Consider the following 20,574-nt stretch of genomic DNA (forward strand, 5'->3'; position numbering starts at 1 on the left):
GATATAAACAGAGGAACTATTGTGATTGGAAAAAGTGATATTGTGTATTATCAACAGCCTAATTTTTCCATTGATCTGAACCTGATAGATACAACTGATGCTAAGGTGGGTACTTACTTAATGATATTGGATGCAGAGGGAATTAGAGATGCTCAAGTTCTCTCAGTGAAAGTTGGCAGTAATATGGAATATGTTAATATTCCTTTTACTGCCAGTAGCAACGTGCTTGCATGTGCTATTTATATCAGAAACCGGATCAATGGCAGCTATCCGCTGGTTGGTACTATCTACCTTGGTTACGATCCGTCATCCGGTTGTGTTGATATTACTACAGTGAAAATATCCCCTGATTCTCAATTAGATCTAGATATCGATAGGGTAGGCAACACTAAGTTTGATTTTAAATTGAAAGTAAAATAGAGCATTCAGGGTTTCTGCATCAAACTTTCGCATCAAAGTTTGTACAAAAATGGGTAAGGTGGTCATTTGGCGGGTTATCCACAAGCTATAAAAAGAAATGGCGGGCCAATAGCGGTGCTGTAAAGTCTTTCTTCAAATAAAAACCTCTGGGCAGCGTCATGATTGGCTGACCGTATTCTCCTATGGCTTCTGTCAGTGCTCGGCTATTGGCGGCTTTGGGACGCAATTGTAGCACTTCACCATGACGGGCTGTGATGCCTTCGACTTTTCCTAGTACAATAAGATCCATGAGTTCTTCCCAATCACGTCGCAACAATTCTTCCTCAATGGCATTCGGACTCCAAAGTAATGGAGAGCCTACGCGACGTTCGGAAAGCGGAATATTTCTTTCTCCCTCAACGGGTATCCACAGGACTCGAGATAATTTACGCCTGACGTGACAGTTTTCCCATGTAATACCGCTGTTACCTGTTAAAGGAGCAACACAGACAAAGGTTGTTTCTAATGGGAAGCCTTTGCTATCCACAGGGATTGTTTTTAGCTCAATACCAATATGTTCAAAGTCTTGTTCGGGTTTACTGCCCGCACTCGCACCTAAATAATATTCAAGCAACATACCGACCCAACCTTTGTCGCGTTTTAAATTGGGAGGAATAGGAAGCTTGGCTAGCGCGGCAAGTTCCCCCATAGATAAGCCAGCCAGACAATAGGCACGATCGAATAGTTGTTGTTCATTTTCAGGTGGTGCCGGAGGTGTGAAGTACATGTTATAGAGTCTTTTTTTTGGTTAAAAAACGTCCGCGTGAACTCTTGAAAATCATTATTAATTTATCATTAGCATGATTATTTTTATAATAGCATGATATAAAAGATTTTTTTATTTGTGTTCTTTGCATTAAAAATAGACTTGTTATGATTGTTCACCTATTCCCAGTAATAATAAACAGGATCTTACACCATGTTATCCACAGAACTATGGGATAAGTGATAAAAAGTGAGATCACTGGTTTGATTTACAGCCCTAATGAATGAGGTTTTCTACAAAAATAGACGTTTTTTGTTTAACTAAAAGGCATATCCTGTGGATAATTTCACCAATGGTTGATATTTGCCCAAAGTAAGAAAGAACGTAAATTTTTATGTGTGAGATGCATTGTTAAAAGAGGAATAAAATGTATTAACACAATGAAAAATAATGGTTATTTATTTACGCCTATAGCGAGTGTAAAAGTATGTAATAAAAGTATACCCGTCTTACCCCTCGCTTTTTCACATACATATCCACAGAAAAGGTGAATAAAATGGTTTGAGCCAGACAATAAATGTTTATAACTTTAGCTTTTTCTGTGAATTATCCTTCTGAAGGCGTAAATCAGACAAATTTAAAATCAAACCATTGCAACCAACTGGCTTGTTGCATGTTGTTCAGCAAAGAACGGACGTGACGACGTGAATAATGCAGAATATCAGCCAATGATTGCAAGGTAACTTCAGTCTTTTTGTCAGCCAGTAAGATAACTTACTGGCTTTTTTCGTTGGCTTTTCGTTGATAAGTGCAATTCAATGCAACGCAACGTAACGGGAAAAGGAATTGTCTGTGTTAGCGAAGAAATTCAGGCTGGTTAGCTATGATTCCCAGCCTCTTAAATTTCTTCGGTGATATAACGTGCAACGATATCGCCCATTGCATCGGTGCTGACGGCTTTACCATTACCGGCGAGATCAGCGGTACGATAATTTTGCTCCAAAGCTCGGTTAACCGCTTGTTCAATGGCATCTGCGGCATCAAGGTGCCCAAGGCTATAACGCAGCAACAATGCTGTGGATAATATTTGGGCAATTGGATTGGCGATGTTTTTACCTGCAATGTCAGGAGCTGAACCGCCAGCAGGCTCATATAAGCCAAAGCCTTTTTCATTCAGGCTGGCAGACGGCAGCATTCCCATTGAACCGGTGATCATGGCGCATTCATCGGATAAAATATCTCCAAAAATATTGGAGCATAATATAACGTCAAATTGCGCCGGATCTTTGATCAGCTGCATAGTGGCGTTATCGATATACATGTGTTCGATTTCAACATCTGGATAATTGTTGGCGATTTCACTGACAACTTCACGCCATAACACGGAGCTTTGCAAAACATTTGCTTTATCAATCGAAGTGACTTTATGGCGACGCTTGCGTGCGGATTGAAATGCAATATGGGCGATCCGTTCTATTTCGAAACGGTGATAAATTTCAGTATCGAAAGCTCGTTCATATTTCCCTTCACCTTCACGTCCTTTGGGTTGCCCGAAATAAATTCCGCCAGTCAGTTCACGGACGCATAGAATATCAAAGCCTTTGGCGGCAATATCATGGCGAAGGGGACAAAAAGATTCTAAGCCGACATATAAGCGTGCCGGACGTAAGTTACTGAATAATTTGAAATGCTTACGCAATGGTAATAATGCCCCTCGTTCTGGCTGTTTTGCAGGAGGGAGGTGTTCCCATTTTGGGCCACCTACGGAGCCAAATAGGATCGCGTCAGCTTTTTCGCAGCCAAAAATCGTTTCTTGTGGCAAGGGCGTATCGTGATGATCAATCGCTATCCCTCCTATATCATATTCGCTGGTTGTGATGCGGATATTGAAACGATGACGGATGGCATCCAACACTTTGTAGGCTTGCTTCATAACTTCAGGGCCAATGCCATCACCGGGCAAAACCGCAATATGATAGTGATTGGCTTCTTGCTTGCTGGGCGTTGCGTTATTTGAAATAGATTGGCTCGAAGACATAATTATACAGTTTCCTTTGTGTTGTGTTGGTTGTCGTCTTGGATATTGCTTTGGGAAATGCGTTGCTTTTCTTTTTCTACTTGTTCTGTCTGCCAGATGCTATTCAGGGCGTGGATCATTGCTTTGGCAGAGGATTCAATGACATCAGTTTCCAAACCCATTCCATGGAAACGGCGGCCAAAACACTCCACGATAATATCAACCTGACCAAGGGCATCTTTGCCATGTCCTTTGCCGGATAGTTGATAAGAAATTAATTCCAATGGATAGCCAGTGATGCGGTTAATGGCCTGATAGATAGCATCAACTGTACCATTGCCTGTAGAGGCTTCAGACTTGAGTTCATCTCCGCAAGCCAGACGAACGGTCGCAGTGGGGACTAAGTTAGTGCCTGACTGGATGCTGAAATAATCCAGACGGTAATGCTCATGATCTTGCTGTTGTTGATTGATGAAAACCAAGGCTTCCAGATCGTAATCAAACACTTGTCCTTTTTTATCTGCCAATTTCAAGAATGCCTGATATAACGCATCCAGATCGTAGCCATTCTCTTGATAGCCCATTTCTGCCATACGATGTTTCACGGCGGCACGTCCAGAGCGCGAAGTCAGATTCAACTGAGTATCTTTCAGGCCGATAGATTCTGGTGTCATGATCTCGTAAGTTTCACGATTTTTCAGGACTCCATCCTGATGAATACCAGAAGAGTGGGCAAACGCGTTGCTGCCTACAACAGCTTTGTGGGCGGGAATCGGAGTATTGCAAATTTGACTCACCAACTGACTGGTACGGTAAATTTCTTTATGATTGATATTGGTATGCACTCCCAGCATTTGTTGGCGTGTTTTGATCGCCATGATCACTTCTTCCAGTGAGCAATTGCCTGCACGTTCTCCCAATCCATTTATAGTACCTTCTATCTGGCGAGCACCTGCTTGAACTGCGGTGATGGAGTTAGCGACGGACATGCCTAAATCGTCGTGGCAGTGGACTGAAATAATGGCTTTATCAATATTGGGTACGCGATCAAACAATGTGCGTATAATACCGCCAAATTGATAAGGTGTGGTATAGCCAACAGTGTCTGGAATGTTGACTGTAGTTGCGCCTGCTTTGATGGCTTGCTCAACAATTTTGCACAGATTATCGATATTTGTACGACCTGCATCTTCACAGGAAAATTCGACATCATCGGTGTAGTTGCGTGCCCGCTTGATGGAGCGAACCGCCATTTCAACAACATCATCAAAGGTTCTTTTTAATTTATGTTCGACGTGCAGATTTGAGGTAGCCAGTACCATATGCAGGCGGAAGGCTTCAGCAACTTTCAGTGCTTCAGCAGCGACATCAATATCATTGTCAACACAGCGGGATAAGGCACAAATACGACTATTTTTGATTTCACGGGCGATAGTTTGAACTGATTCAAAATCCCCCGGAGAAGAAACTGGAAAACCTGCTTCAATGATATCAACTCCCAGCCTTTCCAATGCATAAGCAATTTGCAGTTTCTCTTTCACACTCAGGCTGGCTTGTAATGCCTGCTCTCCATCACGCAATGTGGTATCGAAGATAATAACTTGCTGGCTCATATTGTGCTCCTGTCAGGTAGACTAGTTAGGTGATCATTTTTTATTTTTGAGCGCCGAGCAGGTAAAAAAAACCCGCGCGGTGCGCGGGTTTTCGTTTCTGATGAAGGTCAACTTAACTCTGTTTTTCATCCACCAGCATACCGCGCACATTAAAGGCGATAAGTAGTAGGCTTAGTAGAAGAATAGAGTGGGTCATGTGAGCTAACCTTTGTAAATTTGTTAACTGAGTTTTAAGTTTCGATGTATTTATAGATACTTTATCTAAAAAACAATGTCAAGCAGTATAAGTATAAATTCAGAGTGGATCATGCTCGTTGTTGGTTGCTTATTGAACAGTCATTGGACTTGGTGACTATTTTTTACATTTTTAGCGATGTTTTTATCTATTTTTCATATCTATATATGGAGTAAAATCCGGCTCTGATGGATGATAAATGTGTATCTGTTATTTTATACAGTTAATTATATGTGATGTTTTATTAGACTGCTTTAATGCGGATACATACTGACGGGTTCTAAGGAACAAGGAATGATGGATGTTAACTACAGTGTTTTTTAGGTTAAGCAATCATAACCATATAGAATATTAATAAATTGTGTCTCGATATATTGGAAGAACTAATTTCTATTAAATACATCTGATCATTTTTTTGATAGAGAATATTAATAGAGGTTTTTTATAAGTAGTTGGAATGTAGTCATTTTATTATGAGTTGTTTCTACTCTTCACTTTGTCATTATTGACTGATCGTTTGTGATGTAAGTCGCTAGTGTAAGTTGAGTTATTCCTATTCATATATAACGCATTAATATTCATGCTTATAAAATATTACGGTTGCATAGATAAGAATGCATTGGTTATGCATATTTGATTTTTGTACAAGGAAGATTCTCAATTTATTTTCCAACAAATTGGGGTAATTGATCTTATTAATTGGTAAGGTTGTTTATGATGTCTAAATGTTGCATTTAAAAACAGCCAATATTCCATTATTTAGTGAGATCACTGCTATAAGTTTAGTGGAGTGAAATAATGACTGAATACAACTCAGTAACTACAGGAAAAAAAGAGCCATGCGATGTTCAATTGCGCAGTGTAGATCTTAATTTGCTTACTGTTTTTGATGCTGTAATGCAAATGCAGAATATTACACGCGCAGCTCAGGCATTGGGAATGTCACAGCCGGCTGTCAGTAATGCGGTAGCGCGTTTGAAGACGATGTTTGATGACGAATTATTTGTTCGTTATGGCCGGGGTATTCAGCCAACAGCAAGGGCAAAACAGCTTTTTGGGCCTCTCAGACAAGCTCTTCAAATTGTCCATAATGAATTGCCCGGAGTGGGATTTGATCCCGATAATAGTACAAGGGTATTTAATCTCTCTATTTGTAGCCCTCTTGATATTCGTTTAGCGGCTCAGATTGTTGGGCAAATAAAAAAACATGCTTCTAATATCGAAGTTGTCATTAAAACACAAATCAGTAATGATATTGAGAAGCAATTAAAATATCAGGAAATAGAATTCGTTATCAGTTATACCCAATTAGAACGCCCTGACTTTCATAATTATCCTCTGTTTAATGATGAATTGGTTCTGGCCGTTTCTAAACATCATCCTAGAATTGATAAGCGAGTTACCCAGCAGCAATTACAGGAAGAAAGACATGCTATTGTTGCGTTGGATAATGCAGATTCATTCAGTAAGCCTTACTATGAAAACAATGAATTATTGCGTTCTGTTTCTTATCAGGGAACGGATTTAAATAGTGTTCTTAATATTGTTTCTCAGACTTATTTAGTTGCCATTGTGCCAAAATGGATGGTTGAACACTATTCTGAACAGTTAAATATTTGTTCAGTATCTTTGCCTAATGGTCGAATTTCTCGTCCTTGCTATTTAATATGGCATAGTTCAACCGATCGGGATAAAGGCCACCAGTGGATGAAATCACTGTTAAGCCATCTTGGTGAACAAGAATAAATCATATTAAAGCAGAACATATGAAATGAGAGCCTATCCCTTCAACAGAGTATCGGATAGCTGCACACCGGGATAGGACTCTTGATTCGTAGGACTCTTGATTCGTAGGACTATTGATTCGTAGGACTCTTAATTCTCGATAAACCCTGCAAATATTTTCCCATTCAAAGGAAGAAGATAACAAAAATGCACTTCCCCCTTTTACTAGGAATAGGTAGACTGCGCGAAAATAGCTAACATCTGTAAGCTGAAAAGTAGGTAATACACTTACTGAAGACGCTGAATAAAAGACTTATACAGGAATATATTGTGATAACAGATTCTCTGCATTCCTATCACTTGGTTAACCGATTGCAGCAGCAAGCCAATGAATATCCAGAAAAAATTGCATTTCGGCAATGGTCACCATCAGAACAGCTTGAAATGAATTGGCGGCAGGTTGAATGCACAACGAAATCTGTGGCAAGAGCATTACTGTCATTGGGAATAGAAGTGCAGGGAAAAGTTGGTATTTTTGCACAGAATTGTATGGCATGGTCATTGGCTGATTTAGCTATTCTTCAACTTCGGGCTGTGACAGTGCCGCTGTATGCGACTAGCACTTGTGATCAGGCTGCATTTATTCTCAATGATGCAGGAGCACAGGTGTTATTTGTTGGTGGGCAGGAACAATATGACATTGCGATGGCGCTGATTGAACTGTGCCCCAAACTTGCTCATCTTATTGTGATGGATGAATCTGTGGATTTGCAAGGATGTCCGCAGGCATTGTATTTATCCGCTTTCATTGACAATGACCATTCACAATATCAGGCTGAACTTGATGGCCGTATTGCTGATCGGGATTTAAATGATCTCTTCACGCTAATCTACACCTCGGGTACAACGGGAGAGCCAAAGGGAGTGATGTTGGATTATCGTAATATCGCTTCACAGCTTTATCTGCATGACCAGAGATTAACATTGACCAACCAAGATGTATCGCTCTGCTTCCTTCCCCTATCCCATATCTTCGAACGGGCGTGGAGCTATTATGTCATGCACACTGCTGCCCTGAATGTCTATTTGACTGACACAAATTTTGTGCGCGAAGCAATGTCTGATATTCGCCCGACGGTCATGTGTTCTGTTCCCCGCTTTTATGAAAAAGTTCATAGCGCGATCTTGGACAAAGTTTCCCGTGCACCTTTTTGGCGCAGGATGATTTTTAATTGGGCATTGAAGCGGGGAGAAAGCCGTTGGATGCATCAGCAGAAGAATAAAAAAGGTTGTCCATTCACGCGCTGTAGTTATCAATTGGCTGACAAATTGGTGTTGAACAAGCTCCGTAATCTTTTGGGGGGACGGGTACGTTTCTTGCCAGTGGCGGGAGCACGCCTCGACGATAACATTACCCGTTTTTTCCTGTCCATTGGTCTGAATATCAAATATGGATACGGCATGACAGAAACCTGCGCCACGGTATCCTGCTGGGAAGAAAAAAATTATCTGTTGGGTTCAATTGGTACGCCATTGCCTGGTGTTGATGTCCGTATCAGCACGGAAGGGGAGATCCAAGTGCGTGGCCCTATTGTAATGAAAGGTTATTTCAACCGCCCAGAGGAAACTGTTCACGCCTTTACTGAGGATGGCTGGTTGCGGACAGGTGATGCAGGGGGACTTGACGATGACGGTAATTTATTTATTACCGAACGCCTGAAAGATTTGATGAAAACGTCAACAGGTAAATACATTGCCCCGCAAATGATTGAAGGGATGTTAGGACAGGATCGTTTCATTGAACATATTGCAGTCATTGCCGATGCCCGCCAATTCGTTTCTGCACTGATCGTTCCCAGCTATGAAGCGCTGGAGGAGTATGCGAAATCAATCAATCTCCATTATCGTGATCGTCTTGAGTTGTTGCGCGACCATCAGGTTGTAGAGCTGTTTGAACAGCGTTTGAAGGAAATGCAGAAAAATATTGTTAAATTCCATCAGGTCAAACGATTTATTCTTTTGCCGGAAGCCTTCTCGATGGAAAAGGGAGAATTAACGCCCACATTAAAGTTGCGGCGCAAGATTATCTCTCAGCGTTATCAGAGCGAAATTGAATCCATGTATCGGGATTGAAGATAGGCAAAAATACGGCTATTCACCGAACAAATGTTTGCAGTATGTGAATTGATGTTTGCTAACGTTTATATCTAACGTTATTTTAGTTAACTTAGTGTTATTGAAACAGCATTAAACTCAATTCACTCTACATAAATAATAAATGGAATAAATAAGGTAACTTTTTTCGTTACCTTATGAAATTCTGACGATTAACTTGCAAACATAGCTTGGAGGCAAACTCGATGGAGATGCTGTCAGGAGCCGAAATGGTTGTCAGATCGCTAATCGATCAGGGCGTTGAACACGTGTTCGGCTATCCGGGTGGGGCTGTATTGGATATCTATGATGCCCTGCATACGGTTGGAGGCATCGAGCATATTTTGGTTCGCCATGAACAAGGGGCTGTTCATATGGCGGATGGATATGCACGTTGTACGGGAAAAGTCGGGGTTGTTTTGGTGACATCCGGGCCAGGGGCAACGAATGCCATTACGGGAATCGCAACCGCATACATGGATTCAATTCCCATGGTGGTGTTATCTGGTCAGGTTGCCAGTTCCCTGATAGGTAATGATGCTTTTCAGGAGTGCGATATGGTAGGAATTTCCCGCCCCATCGTGAAGCATAGTTTTCTGGTGAAAAAAGCAGAAGACATCCCCAATACAATTAAAAAAGCTTTTTACCTGGCCGCAAGTGGCCGGCCCGGGCCTGTTGTAATCGATTTTCCCAAAGATACTGTCAATCCTGCATTGAAATTCCCGTATGTGTACCCTGAAAAAATCAACATGCGTTCTTATAACCCTACTGTTCAGGGACATAAGAGACAAATTAAGCGGGCGTTGAATACCCTGATAGAGGCAAAAAAGCCTGTGCTTTATGTCGGGGGTGGTGCCATAAATTCAGCATGTACGTCAGAATTGGCGAAACTGGTTGAGCGTTTTCACATTCCGGTCGTTAGTTCGTTGATGGGATTGGGGGCATTCCCTGCAACTCATCGCCAAAGTTTGGGAATGCTGGGGATGCACGGTACTTTCGAAGCTAATAAAGCGATGCACAATTCCGATGTGATTTTTGCTGTGGGTGTGCGTTTTGACGATCGAACAACCAATAATCTGGAAAAATATTGTCCGGAAGCGACTGTACTGCATATTGATATCGATCCAACCTCGATTTCGAAAACGGTGGCGGCAGATATCCCTATTGTCGGAGATGCTAAACAGGTGCTTGGTCAGATGCTGGAATTATTGGATTCCACGGAAGATACCCAAGATCCTGATGCTCTGAAAGATTGGTGGCTTTCCATTGAACAGTGGCGCAGCCGCAAGTGTCTGGATTACGATCAGACTACAGCGAAGATCAAGCCACAAGCCGTAATTAAAACGCTTTATCGTCTAACTAAAGGGGAAGCATATCTTGCGTCAGATGTTGGTCAGCATCAGATGTTTGCCGCTCTGCATTACCCATTTGATAAACCAAGGCATTGGATCAATTCCGGTGGATTAGGAACTATGGGTTTTGGTTTGCCTGCCGCACTTGGCGTGAAGCTGGCAAAACCTGATGCTACGGTGGTATGCGTGACAGGGGATGGCAGTATCCAGATGAATATTCAAGAGTTGTCTACTGCCTTGCAATATGGCTTACCTGTTTTGGTGCTGAATTTAAACAACCGTTTCTTGGGCATGGTGAAACAATGGCAGGACATGATATATGCGGGGCGTCATTCTCAATCCTATATGGAATCCCTGCCTGATTTCGTCAAATTGGCGGAATCTTATGGTCATATTGGCATCGCCATCCAGACTTACGATGAGTTGGAGACAAAACTGACTCAAGCCTTGCATGAAGTCACTGAAAATCAACGTCTGGTTTTCGTGGATGTTACCGTTGATGAAACAGAGCATGTTTATCCAATGCAGATCCGTGGAGGAGCAATGGATGAAATGTGGTTAAGCAAAACAGAGAGGACCTGATCATGCGCCGGATTTTGTCTGTATTACTTGAAAACGAATCGGGAGCGTTATCTCGCGTGGTTGGTTTGTTTTCTCAGCGGGGTTATAACATCGAAAGCTTGACGGTTGCTCCTACTGAAGATCCAACATTGTCACGCATGACTATTCAGACCAAAGGTGATGCCAAGGTATTGGAGCAAATTGAAAAGCAATTGCATAAGTTGGTAGATGTGCTGCGGGTCAACGAATTAACGGCAGGGCCTCATGTTGAACGTGAGATCATGTTGGTGAAATTACAAGCCAGTGGGTATGGCCGGGAGGAGATTAAACGCAGCACGGATATTTTTCGCGGACAGATCGTTGATGTGACTTCAACACTCTATACCGTCCAATTAGTGGGGACGAGCGAAAAACTGGATGCTTTTCTTGATTCAGTCAGAGAGGTCGCGGAGATTGTGGAAGTGGTGCGTTCGGGCATTGTTGGTGTCTCTCGCGGAGAGAAAATTATGCGATGAAAAATCGCAATCTGCGGGTTAAAATACAGATATTCATGGGGCCCTACTGTAAAGTAGGGCTTTTTCATAATCTTACTGAGGGGTTAATGTGAAACTGGATGAGATCGCCCGCTTAGCAGGTGTTTCACGTACTACGGCCAGTTATGTCATCAATGGTAAAGCCAAACAGTATCGGGTCAGCGATAAAACAGTAGAAAAAGTGATGGCAGTGGTCAAGGAGCATAATTACCATCCCAATGCTGTTGCTGCTGGTCTTCGGGCGGGGCGTACCCGTTCAATTGGTTTAGTCATACCCGATTTGGAAAATACAAGCTACACGCGCATTGCCAATTATCTTGAACGTCAGGCACGGCAGCGTGGCTATCAATTATTGATCGCGTGTTCTGAAGATCAGCCCGATAATGAAATGCGCTGTGTTGAACATCTTTTGCAACGTCAGGTTGATGCGATCATTGTTTCCACGGCCTTGCCGCCTGAGCATCCTTTCTACCAGCGTTGGACAAATCGCTCATTACCAATCATTGCTCTTGACCGTGCTTTGGACAGTGAGCACTTTATCAGTGTGGTTGGGGATGATCTCGAAGATGCGAAGATGCTGGCACAGGAGTTGCAGCAATTTCCTGCTGAGTCAGTCCTTTATTTGGGAGCATTGCCTGAATTATCGGTCAGTTTCTTGCGTGAACAAGGTTTCCGCAAAGCATGGGAGCATGATCCACGGGAAGTAAACTATCTTTATGCCAATAGCTATGAGCGTGAAGCTGCGGCTGAAGTATTTACATCATGGTTGGAAACGAACCCCGTTCCTCAGGCATTGTATACCACTTCATTTGCACTGCTTCAGGGAGTCATGGATACGCTTCTCAAGCGCAGTGGCCGCTTACCAAGTCAATTGGTTATCGCCACATTTGGCGATCATGAGTTGCTTGATTTCCTTGAATGCCCGGTATTGTCTGTGGCACAACGCCATCGTGATGTCGCTGAGCGTGCTCTTGAACTGGTACTAGCCAGTTTGGATGAAAAACAACGTCCGACCCCCGGAATAACCAGAATGCGTCGTCATTTATGTCGTCGTGGTAAGCTGAGTCGGAAGGCCTAATTGAGTACCCTCATTAAAGATGAGGGTGCTATTTACTTGCTGAAAATTATCAAAATACGCTTTTTTGGTTAATTTTGAGACTATTCTGACTAAAATTCTTCTAAACATCCTTTTGTGACCTTTAAAATTAATAACGTATTATTTAAATCAACAATATCAATAATTTCATATTGAAACATTATTATTTATGAATGTTACTTATTATTTGTGAATGTCACTTATTATTGGGAGCTTGGTCTCTTATTCGGTTGATATGTAATCGTTTTATATTTGTAGATAAATACTGAATTTCAATATGTTATTATTTTTTTATACTATTGTAACTCAAATATATTGTTATTATTGATAGATTGTATGTTATTAACAATTGAACAACAATGAGATATGAGTTACATAAATTAATTTAAGTGGTAATTTTTTACACTAAACGCTATTTCTAATAAGGCTCTTGGTGGTGCTATTAAATTATTCAAAATTATCATAGTGTTATCTATTATTGTTATAGCTAAAAATTAAGAATCCTTCTTTTTCTGTTCCCAATCTTTCTGTAAATCTAGCTAAAGCGCACCGGCTCTGGCTTGACAAGGTTTTCATACCATCCGTAAACTCTTCATTGTGGTGATTTGTGGGATAATGTGGAGATTTGGGCCATCAAGGGGTAACCTGAGTATGTTTCGTGGAGCAACGCTGGTTAATCTCGATAATAAAGGGCGGCTCACTGTACCAGCCCGATATAGAGAAATGCTGAATGAGGAATCAACAGGTCAAATGGTTTGTACTATTGATCTCCATCAGCCGTGCTTGTTGCTTTATACATTACCCGAATGGGAAATCATCGAAGAAAAATTATCTCGCTTATCCAGCATGAACCCCGCTGAGCGTCGTGTTCAGCGTTTGTTATTGGGGCACGCCAGTGAATGCCAGATGGACAATGCAGGGCGTCTTTTATTAGCTAATACGTTGCGTCAGCACGCAGGGCTAACAAAAGAGGTCATGCTGGTTGGGCAATTTAATAAATTTGAATTGTGGGATGAGCAAGTTTGGTATCAACAGGTGCAGAATGATATTGCGGCTGAACAATCCACACAAGAACCTCTATCAGCAAGACTACAGGACTTATCACTATAAACATGGCAAATAGTCATTTTGAGCATACCAGTGTACTACTGGATGAAGCTGTCAATGGACTGAATATTCAAGAAGATGGAATTTATATAGATGGAACATTTGGGCGAGGGGGACATTCTCGCCTGATTTTGTCGCAATTAGGACCTAATGGGCGTTTAATTGCGATCGATCGTGACCCACAAGCCATTGAAGCGTCAAAGGCCATTACTGACAAGCGTTTTTCTATCATACACGGGCCATTTTCTGAGTTGGCAACTTATATAGAAGATGCGGGTCTGGTTGGAAAAATTAATGGTGTATTGCTGGATTTAGGGGTTTCCTCCCCGCAATTGGATGATCCAGAACGTGGTTTTTCATTTATGCGTGATGGGCCATTGGATATGCGTATGGATCCCACCCGTGGGCTGTCTGCCGCAGAGTGGTTGATGAAGGCCGAAGCCGATGACATCGCATGGGTGTTGAAAACGTTTGGTGAAGAACGTTTTGCCAAGCGCATTGCAAGAGCCATTGTGGCACGCAATCAGGAACAACCAATTACGCGTACCCGCGAGCTGGCAGAGTTAATTGCTCAAGCAAGCCCAATTAAGGAAAAGCATAAGCATCCGGCAACACGCAGTTTTCAGGCTATCAGGATTTACATTAACAGTGAACTGGAAGAGATCGAACGTGCATTAGAGGGTGCATTGCGCGTTCTGGCACCACAAGGGCGATTATCTGTCATCAGTTTCCATTCGTTGGAAGATCGCATAGTGAAACGTTTTATCCGACACAACAGCCAGGGGCCACAAGTTCCAGTCGGTTTGCCTCTCACGGAAGCGCAATTAAAAACGCTGGGGGGAAGAAGTCTGAAATCCATTGGAAAAATGAAACCCTCAGAGGGTGAAGTAGCCACAAATCCAAGAGCGCGAAGCTCTGTTTTGCGGTTTGCCGAGAAAACGGGTGAATAATGGCTAGCGAACGTCACGGGTTAGTCGGAGTTATTGGCGGGGATTTAATTCGCAATGCCAAGCTACCACTGATTTTGCTGGTGGCAGTTGTTGTTTCAGCCATCAGTGTTGTGACGGTCGTACATAAAACCCGTTTATTGACTGCGGAAAAAGAGCGTCAAGTGATCCAGTTTTATGCTCTGGATAATGAGTGGCGTAATTTGCTCCTTGAAGAGAACGTTCTGGGTGAGCATCGTCGGGTTGAACAGAATGCGATTAAACAATTGCAGATGCAACACGTTGATCCAACCAAAGAAAATATAGTGATAACTGAATGACTCCAGTTGACAACCAAAAGGTAGGCGATGAAAGCTGCACGCTCTTTAAAGTCGAAAAAGCGAGAAGATAAAGCAAGTTTTGTAAGCTGGCGTTTTGCCTTGCTGTGTGGAGGCATTGGGTTTGCTTTAATCGGGCTTTTGATTCGTGCTGCCTATTTGCAGATCCTCAATCCTACGCGTTTGGTAAAGGAAGGTGATTCGCGTTCCCTGCGCGTCGAATTTGTCCCGACTGCCCGTGGTATGATCAATGATCGCAATGGGAGTCCACTGGCTGTTAGTATTCCTGTTAATGCTATTTGGGCAGATCCCCAGCAAGTACTTGAAAAAGGCGGTGTTACAGATGATATCCGCTGGCAGGCCTTGGCTAGTGAGCTTCACATTCCCCTTGAACAATTAAAAAGTAAAATTAATGGGTTTCCCAGAGGGCGCTTTGTTTACCTAGCCCGCCAAGTGACTACCTCTATCGGCAATTATATTGAGGAATTGAAGCTGCCCGGTATCTATTTGCGTCAAGAAAACCGCCGCTATTATCCGGCAGGATCAATGACTGCACATATTATTGGGGTGACTAACATAGATAGCGTAGGAATTGAAGGAATTGAAAAGAGCTTTAATAGCTGGCTGACAGGCATGCCGGGAAGCCGAACTGTTCGTAAAGACCGAATGGGGCGTGTTATTGAGGATATTTCATCTACGGATAGCAAGGCTGGTCACGATCTGACGCTTAGCATAGATAGACGGCTTCAGACTTTGGTGTATCAAGAACTGACGAAAGCGGTTGAATTGAACAAAGCAGAATCTGGTACAGCCGTATTGGTTGATGTCAATACAGGTGAAGTTCTGGCAATGGCAAATAGCCCATCTTATAACCCAAATAATTTTGTCGGGGCGTCAAAAGATGCGATGCGTAACCGCGCCATCACCGATACTTTTGAGCCTGGTTCCACGGTGAAACCGCTGGTGGTAATGAGTGCGCTGAATAATGGCATTGTCAAAGAAAATACGGTGCTGGACACCAGACCATACCGATTAACGTATGGTTCGCGGGGGCATGAAATCAAAGATGTTGCTCCACGTCCTGAGTTAACTATCACCGGAATTTTACAAAAGTCGAGTAACGTTGGTGTTTCTAAACTGGCGTTAGCGATGCCTGCCTCAGAGGTGGTAGATGTTTATTCACGCTTTGGGATGGGAAAACCGACCAATTTGGGGCTGGTCGGAGAAAGTAGTGGCTCATTTCCAATAAATAAACAACGGTGGTCAGATCTTGATAGGGCCACCTTTTCTTTTGGCTACGGGCTGACGGTAACACCGCTACAGTTAGCGCGGGTCTATGCAACGATAGGAAGCTTGGGCATTTATCGCCCACTGTCAATCACCAAAGTTGATCCTCCCGTACAGGGCACCCGGGTATTTCCTGAAGATGTTATGCGGACAGTGGTTCACATGATGGAGAGTGTGGCATTACCGGGAGGCGGTGGTGTACGGGCAGCGATAAAAGGTTATCGCATTGCCGTTAAAACGGGTACGGCAAGAAAAGTCGGGCCGGATGGCAGGTATCTCAATGATAAGCATATTTCTTATACCGCAGGGATTGCACCTGCGAGTAGTCCACGGTTTGCACTGGTTGTAATCATCAATGATCCACAAGCAGGTAAATATTACGGCGGTGCGGTTGCAGCACCTGTCTTCGGCGCGATCATGAGTGGTGTTCTGCATAAGATGAATGTTGAGCCAGATGCATTGCCTGTAGGTGATAAAAACGAATTTATGATTAATAAATAAAGAGGATAAAAGTGGCAGATCGTAATTTACGCGATTTATTGGCTCCATGGGGTGTTGATGCACCAGAGCTTCCGCTGCGCGAAATGACATTGGATAGCCGTAAGGCGGCTGCCGGAGATCTGTTTGTTGCCGTTCAAGGGCATCAGACAGATGGTCGACAATATATTCCTCAAGCCATCGCTCAAGGTGTCTCAGCGGTGATTGCAGAAGCGAAGGGAAAAGCGGATAGTGGCACGATGCAGAAAATGCACGGTGTGCCTGTTATCTATCTGGATGATTTAAATAATAAATTATCAAAATTAGCCGGTGAGTTTTACCAACATCCTGGCAATAAGCTGAAATTGGTCGGAGTGACTGGAACCAACGGAAAAACGACAACAACACAATTATTGGCGCAATGGACTCAAGGGCTTGGAGAAACCAGCGCCGTGATGGGAACGGTGGGAAAGGGTTTGTTGGGCATGATAGTACCCAGCGAAAATACGACAGGCTCTGCGGTTGATATTCAGCTTGATTTACAGCAAATTGTTAATCAAAACGCCACCTTTGCTGCGATGGAAGTCTCTTCGCATGGTCTGATTCAGGGAAGAGTGGCTGCACTGCCATTTCAAGCCGCTGTTTTTACTAATTTAAGCCGAGATCACCTTGATTATCATGGTGATATGGAAAATTACGAAGATGCTAAATGGCTATTGTTCAGCAGCCATAATGCGAAGCAGAAAATCATCAATGCTGATGATGCAGTTGGGCAAAAGTGGTTGTCCCGTTTGCCGGATGCAGTGGCTGTCTCAATGGAAAATAACTTGCCGGAAAATTGGCAGGGGCATTGGTTATCGGCCAGTGAAGTTCATTATCATGATAAAGGTGCCGCCATTGCATTTACTTCCAGTTGGGGGAACGGAACACTCAATAGTCCCCTGATGGGCGCGTTCAATGTCAGCAACTTACTGCTGGTGCTTGCTACTTTGTTGTCCCTGGAATATCCCCGGGAGAAACTGTTATCGACGGCTTCTTGTCTGGAACCCGTTTGTGGGCGCATGGAAGTCTTTTCTGCTGCTGGTCGTCCGACAGTTGTTGTTGATTATGCCCATACTCCTGATGCTTTGGAAAAAGCATTGTCTGCGACACGTCTGCACTGCAAAGGGCAACTCTGGTGCGTGTTTGGTTGTGGTGGTGATCGTGATAAAGGCAAGCGCCCATTAATGGGGGGCGTTGCAGAACAAGGCGCTGATCGTGTGATTGTCACTGATGACAATCCTCGCAATGAAGAACCTCAGGCAATTGTGGCTGATATTCTGGAAGGATTCATCGATCCGGGACAGGCAATGGCAATTCATGGGCGCGTTGAGGCTGTCACCAGTGCCATTATGCAGGCCACTGAAGAAGACGTTGTTCTTGTGGCAGGTAAAGGTCATGAAGATTACCAACTGGTCGGCAATCGTCGTCTGGATTATTCAGATCGCCTGACCGTTGCGCGTTTGCTGGGGGTAATTGCATGATTCCCCTGACACTACAGAAATTGGTTCAGTTGACGGATGGCGAGTTATATCGCGTTACTGATCAGCAAGCTGAAACTCTGCAAATTAATACCGTGGAAACTGATAGCCGCCAGATCATGCATGGCAGTTTATTCATTGCGTTAAAAGGGGAAAAATTTGACGCCCATGATTTCGCCGCTGCTGTAGCACTGCAAGGAGCCAGCGCGTTATTGGTCAGTCGTCGCCTTGATATTGACTGTCCTCAGGTCGTTGTCGTCGACACTCGTCTGGCGATGGGAAAACTGGCGGGTTGGGTTCGTCAGCAAAGTAAAGCAAAGATTGTGGCCTTGACCGGCTCATCGGGCAAAACATCTGTAAAAGAGATGACTGCGGCAATTCTGCGTCAGTGTGGAAACACCCTTTATACTGCAGGTAACTTCAATAATGACATTGGAGTGCCATTAACCCTGTTCAGGCTTACTGATGAACACCAGTTTGCGGTTATTGAACTGGGAGCCAATCATATCGGTGAAATTGCCTATACCACTGAGATGACTCGTCCTGAAAGTGCATTAGTCAATAACCTCTTTTCTGCCCATCTGGAAGGATTTGGCTCTTTGGCTGGAGTTGCAAAGGCAAAAGGCGAGATCTTTAAAGGCCTTGCTCCGACTGGAACCGCCATTATCAATCTGGATAGCAATGATTGGAACCATTGGCAGCACAGTATCAGCGATCAGCAAACGGTATGGCGTTTTTCTGTCTCATCAACGGCAGGGTCTGATTTTTACGCAACGAATATTTTAGAACAACCATTGGCAACGCATTTTTGTCTCCATAGCCCAGTCGGGAGTGTTGAACTGACATTACCATTGCCGGGGAAACACAATATTGCCAATGCATTGGCTGCCAGTGCACTCGCAATTTCTGTTGGTGCATCGTTGGATGATATTCGGACTGGATTTTCAGAACTGAAAGCGGTTGCAGGACGTTTATTCCCTATCCTTCTGACTGAGGGAAAAGTGATATTGGATGACACATATAACGCGAATCCTGGTTCCATGATTGCTGCGGCGAATGTGTTATCGCAGATGCCCGGTTATCGGGTTATGGTAGTTGGTGATATGGGAGAGTTGGGGGATCAGGCGATAGAGTGCCATCATGAGGTGGGCGAAGCAGTAGCTTCCACAAATATAGACAAGGTACTCAGCGTCGGGACTCTCAGTGCCCATATTAGTGGCGCGAGTGGTCGAGGGCAGCATTTCATAAACAAGGCTGAATTAGTTGCAACGCTGCTTCCCTTATTGGAACAACATGAAATGATTTCCATATTAATTAAAGGTTCACGTAGTGCCGCAATGGAAGAGGTAGTGAACGTATTGAAGGAGAACTTCCAATGTTAGTTTGGCTAGCCGAATATTTGACCAATCATTATTACTCAGGTTTTCGCGTCTTCTCTTATTTGACGTTCAGAGCCATCGTCGGTTTGCTTACTGCATTACTCATATCACTATGGATGGGGCCAACTTTGATTGCTTATCTGCAAAAATTGCAAATAGGTCAAGTTGTACGTGATAACGGCCCAGAATCTCATTTTAGCAAGCGTGGGACACCAACGATGGGAGGATTACTGATTTTATTTTCCATCACGACCTCTGTGTTGCTATGGGCGAATTTGAATAATCCCTATGTCTGGTGTGTCTTGGTTGTTTTAGTGGGTTATGGTGTTGTGGGATTTGTGGATGACTATCGCAAAGTGGTTCGCAAAGATACCAAGGGGCTAATTGCCCGATGGAAATATTTCTGGCAGTCCATTATTGCTCTGGGCGTAGCGTTTGCTATGTACAGCATCGGCAAAGATACACCTGCAACCCAATTAGTGGTGCCGTTTTTCAAAGATGTCATGCCGCAGCTGGGTTTGCTTTACATTTTGCTGACTTATTTCGTGATTGTAGGAACCAGTAATGCCGTGAACCTGACTGATGGACTGGATGGTCTTGCTATCATGCCAACAGTATTGGTTGCGGCGGGTTTAGGCCTGGTAGCGTGGGCAACTGGTAACACTAATTACTCTGCTTACTTGAATATTCCTTATCTGATTAATGCCTCTGATCTGGTGATTGTCTGTACTGCGATAGTTGGTGCAGGACTGGGTTTCTTGTGGTTCAACACTTACCCAGCGCAAGTATTTATGGGGGATGTTGGTTCATTGGCCCTGGGTGGAGCATTGGGAACTATTGCAGTATTGCTGCGCCAAGAATTCTTGCTGGTGATCATGGGCGGAGTTTTCGTGGTGGAAACACTATCTGTCATTTTGCAGGTTGGCTCATTCAAATTGCGTGGACAGCGTATTTTCCGCATGGCGCCGATTCACCATCACTATGAATTGAAAGGTTGGCCAGAACCACGCGTTATTGTGCGCTTTTGGATTATCTCCCTGATACTGGTGTTGATTGGTTTGGCAACGCTGAAGGTACGTTAATCATGAC

General features: G+C 43.5%; 15 protein-coding genes and 2 pseudogenes. 13 read left to right on the top strand and 4 right to left on the bottom strand.

All coding sequences use genetic code 11. The features are described from left to right. The first annotated feature begins 21 nt into the window (after positions 1-21). Positions 22-420 (top strand): hypothetical protein, encoded by a 399-nt coding sequence (locus PSI14_RS12890; RefSeq protein WP_273576276.1) that lies wholly within the window; start codon positions 22-24, stop codon positions 418-420. Positions 421-505: 85 nt separating this feature from the next. Here the strand turns inward: PSI14_RS12890 and mutH are convergent, their stop codons facing one another. From mutH to leuA, 4 genes and pseudogenes are all read right to left on the bottom strand, one after another. After that, entirely contained in the window at positions 506-1,186 is a 681-nt protein-coding gene (gene mutH, locus PSI14_RS12895) for a DNA mismatch repair endonuclease MutH (protein ID WP_273576277.1), read from the bottom strand. Between the two features lie 627 nt (positions 1,187-1,813). Continuing rightward, positions 1,814-1,936: pseudogene (locus tag PSI14_RS12900) on the bottom strand (SgrR family transcriptional regulator); the annotation flags it as partial. A gap of 127 nt (positions 1,937-2,063) precedes the next feature. Next, positions 2,064-3,203: a 3-isopropylmalate dehydrogenase gene (leuB, locus tag PSI14_RS12905; RefSeq protein ID WP_273576278.1), complete on the bottom strand. Its 1,140-nt coding sequence runs from the start codon at positions 3,201-3,203 to the stop codon at positions 2,064-2,066. A gap of 2 nt (positions 3,204-3,205) precedes the next feature. Then, positions 3,206-4,795: a 2-isopropylmalate synthase gene (gene leuA, locus PSI14_RS12910; RefSeq protein WP_273576279.1), complete on the bottom strand. Its 1,590-nt coding sequence runs from the start codon at positions 4,793-4,795 to the stop codon at positions 3,206-3,208. Between the two features lie 1,033 nt (positions 4,796-5,828). Here leuA and leuO point away from each other — a divergent pair. The 12 genes and pseudogenes from leuO to mraY all read left to right on the top strand — a co-directional run bounded on the left by leuO (position 5,829) and on the right by mraY (position 20,567). Continuing rightward, positions 5,829-6,776 carry a transcriptional regulator LeuO gene (gene leuO / locus PSI14_RS12915; protein WP_273576280.1) on the top strand — a complete coding sequence of 316 codons (948 nt, stop codon included), beginning with the start codon at positions 5,829-5,831 and terminating at the stop codon, positions 6,774-6,776. A 312-nt stretch (positions 6,777-7,088) separates the two neighbouring features. Next, complete coding sequence (locus PSI14_RS12920) at positions 7,089-8,888, top strand: AMP-dependent synthetase/ligase (RefSeq protein WP_370688857.1); 1,800 nt, start codon at positions 7,089-7,091, stop codon at positions 8,886-8,888. 227 nt (positions 8,889-9,115) lie between these two features. Further along, the gene (gene ilvI, locus PSI14_RS12925; protein ID WP_273576282.1) at positions 9,116-10,843 is read left to right on the top strand and encodes an acetolactate synthase 3 large subunit; all 1,728 of its coding nucleotides are present in this window, start codon (positions 9,116-9,118) and stop codon (positions 10,841-10,843) included. A gap of 2 nt (positions 10,844-10,845) precedes the next feature. Next, complete coding sequence (gene ilvN / locus PSI14_RS12930) at positions 10,846-11,337, top strand: acetolactate synthase small subunit (protein ID WP_273576283.1); 492 nt, start codon at positions 10,846-10,848, stop codon at positions 11,335-11,337. An 88-nt stretch (positions 11,338-11,425) separates the two neighbouring features. Then, entirely contained in the window at positions 11,426-12,433 is a 1,008-nt protein-coding gene (gene cra, locus PSI14_RS12935; protein ID WP_273576284.1) for a catabolite repressor/activator, read from the top strand. A 669-nt stretch (positions 12,434-13,102) separates the two neighbouring features. Beyond that, complete coding sequence (gene mraZ / locus PSI14_RS12940) at positions 13,103-13,561, top strand: division/cell wall cluster transcriptional repressor MraZ (protein WP_273576285.1); 459 nt, start codon at positions 13,103-13,105, stop codon at positions 13,559-13,561. A gap of 2 nt (positions 13,562-13,563) precedes the next feature. Then, complete coding sequence (gene rsmH / locus PSI14_RS12945; RefSeq protein ID WP_273576286.1) at positions 13,564-14,508, top strand: 16S rRNA (cytosine(1402)-N(4))-methyltransferase RsmH; 945 nt, start codon at positions 13,564-13,566, stop codon at positions 14,506-14,508. Continuing rightward, positions 14,505-14,825: a cell division protein FtsL gene (gene ftsL, locus PSI14_RS12950; RefSeq protein WP_273576309.1), complete on the top strand. Its 321-nt coding sequence runs from the start codon at positions 14,505-14,507 to the stop codon at positions 14,823-14,825. Before rsmH ends, ftsL begins: the two co-directional genes overlap by 4 nt. Before the next feature lie 27 nt (positions 14,826-14,852). Next, positions 14,853-16,635: pseudogene (gene ftsI / locus PSI14_RS12955) on the top strand (peptidoglycan DD-transpeptidase PBP3). Then, positions 16,622-18,109: a UDP-N-acetylmuramoyl-L-alanyl-D-glutamate--2,6-diaminopimelate ligase gene (gene murE, locus PSI14_RS12960; RefSeq protein WP_273576287.1), complete on the top strand. Its 1,488-nt coding sequence runs from the start codon at positions 16,622-16,624 to the stop codon at positions 18,107-18,109. The pseudogene ftsI and the gene murE overlap by 14 nt, the downstream one beginning before the upstream one ends. After that, entirely contained in the window at positions 18,106-19,488 is a 1,383-nt protein-coding gene (murF, locus tag PSI14_RS12965) for a UDP-N-acetylmuramoyl-tripeptide--D-alanyl-D-alanine ligase (protein WP_273576288.1), read from the top strand. Before murE ends, murF begins: the two co-directional genes overlap by 4 nt. Further along, on the top strand, positions 19,482-20,567 hold the full coding sequence (mraY, locus tag PSI14_RS12970; RefSeq protein WP_273576289.1) for a phospho-N-acetylmuramoyl-pentapeptide-transferase: 1,086 nt from the start codon (positions 19,482-19,484) through the stop codon (positions 20,565-20,567). Before murF ends, mraY begins: the two co-directional genes overlap by 7 nt. Positions 20,568-20,574 lie beyond the last annotated feature (7 nt).

Source organism: Xenorhabdus anantnagensis (assembly GCF_028598555.1).
Lineage (GTDB): Bacteria > Pseudomonadota > Gammaproteobacteria > Enterobacterales > Enterobacteriaceae > Xenorhabdus > Xenorhabdus anantnagensis.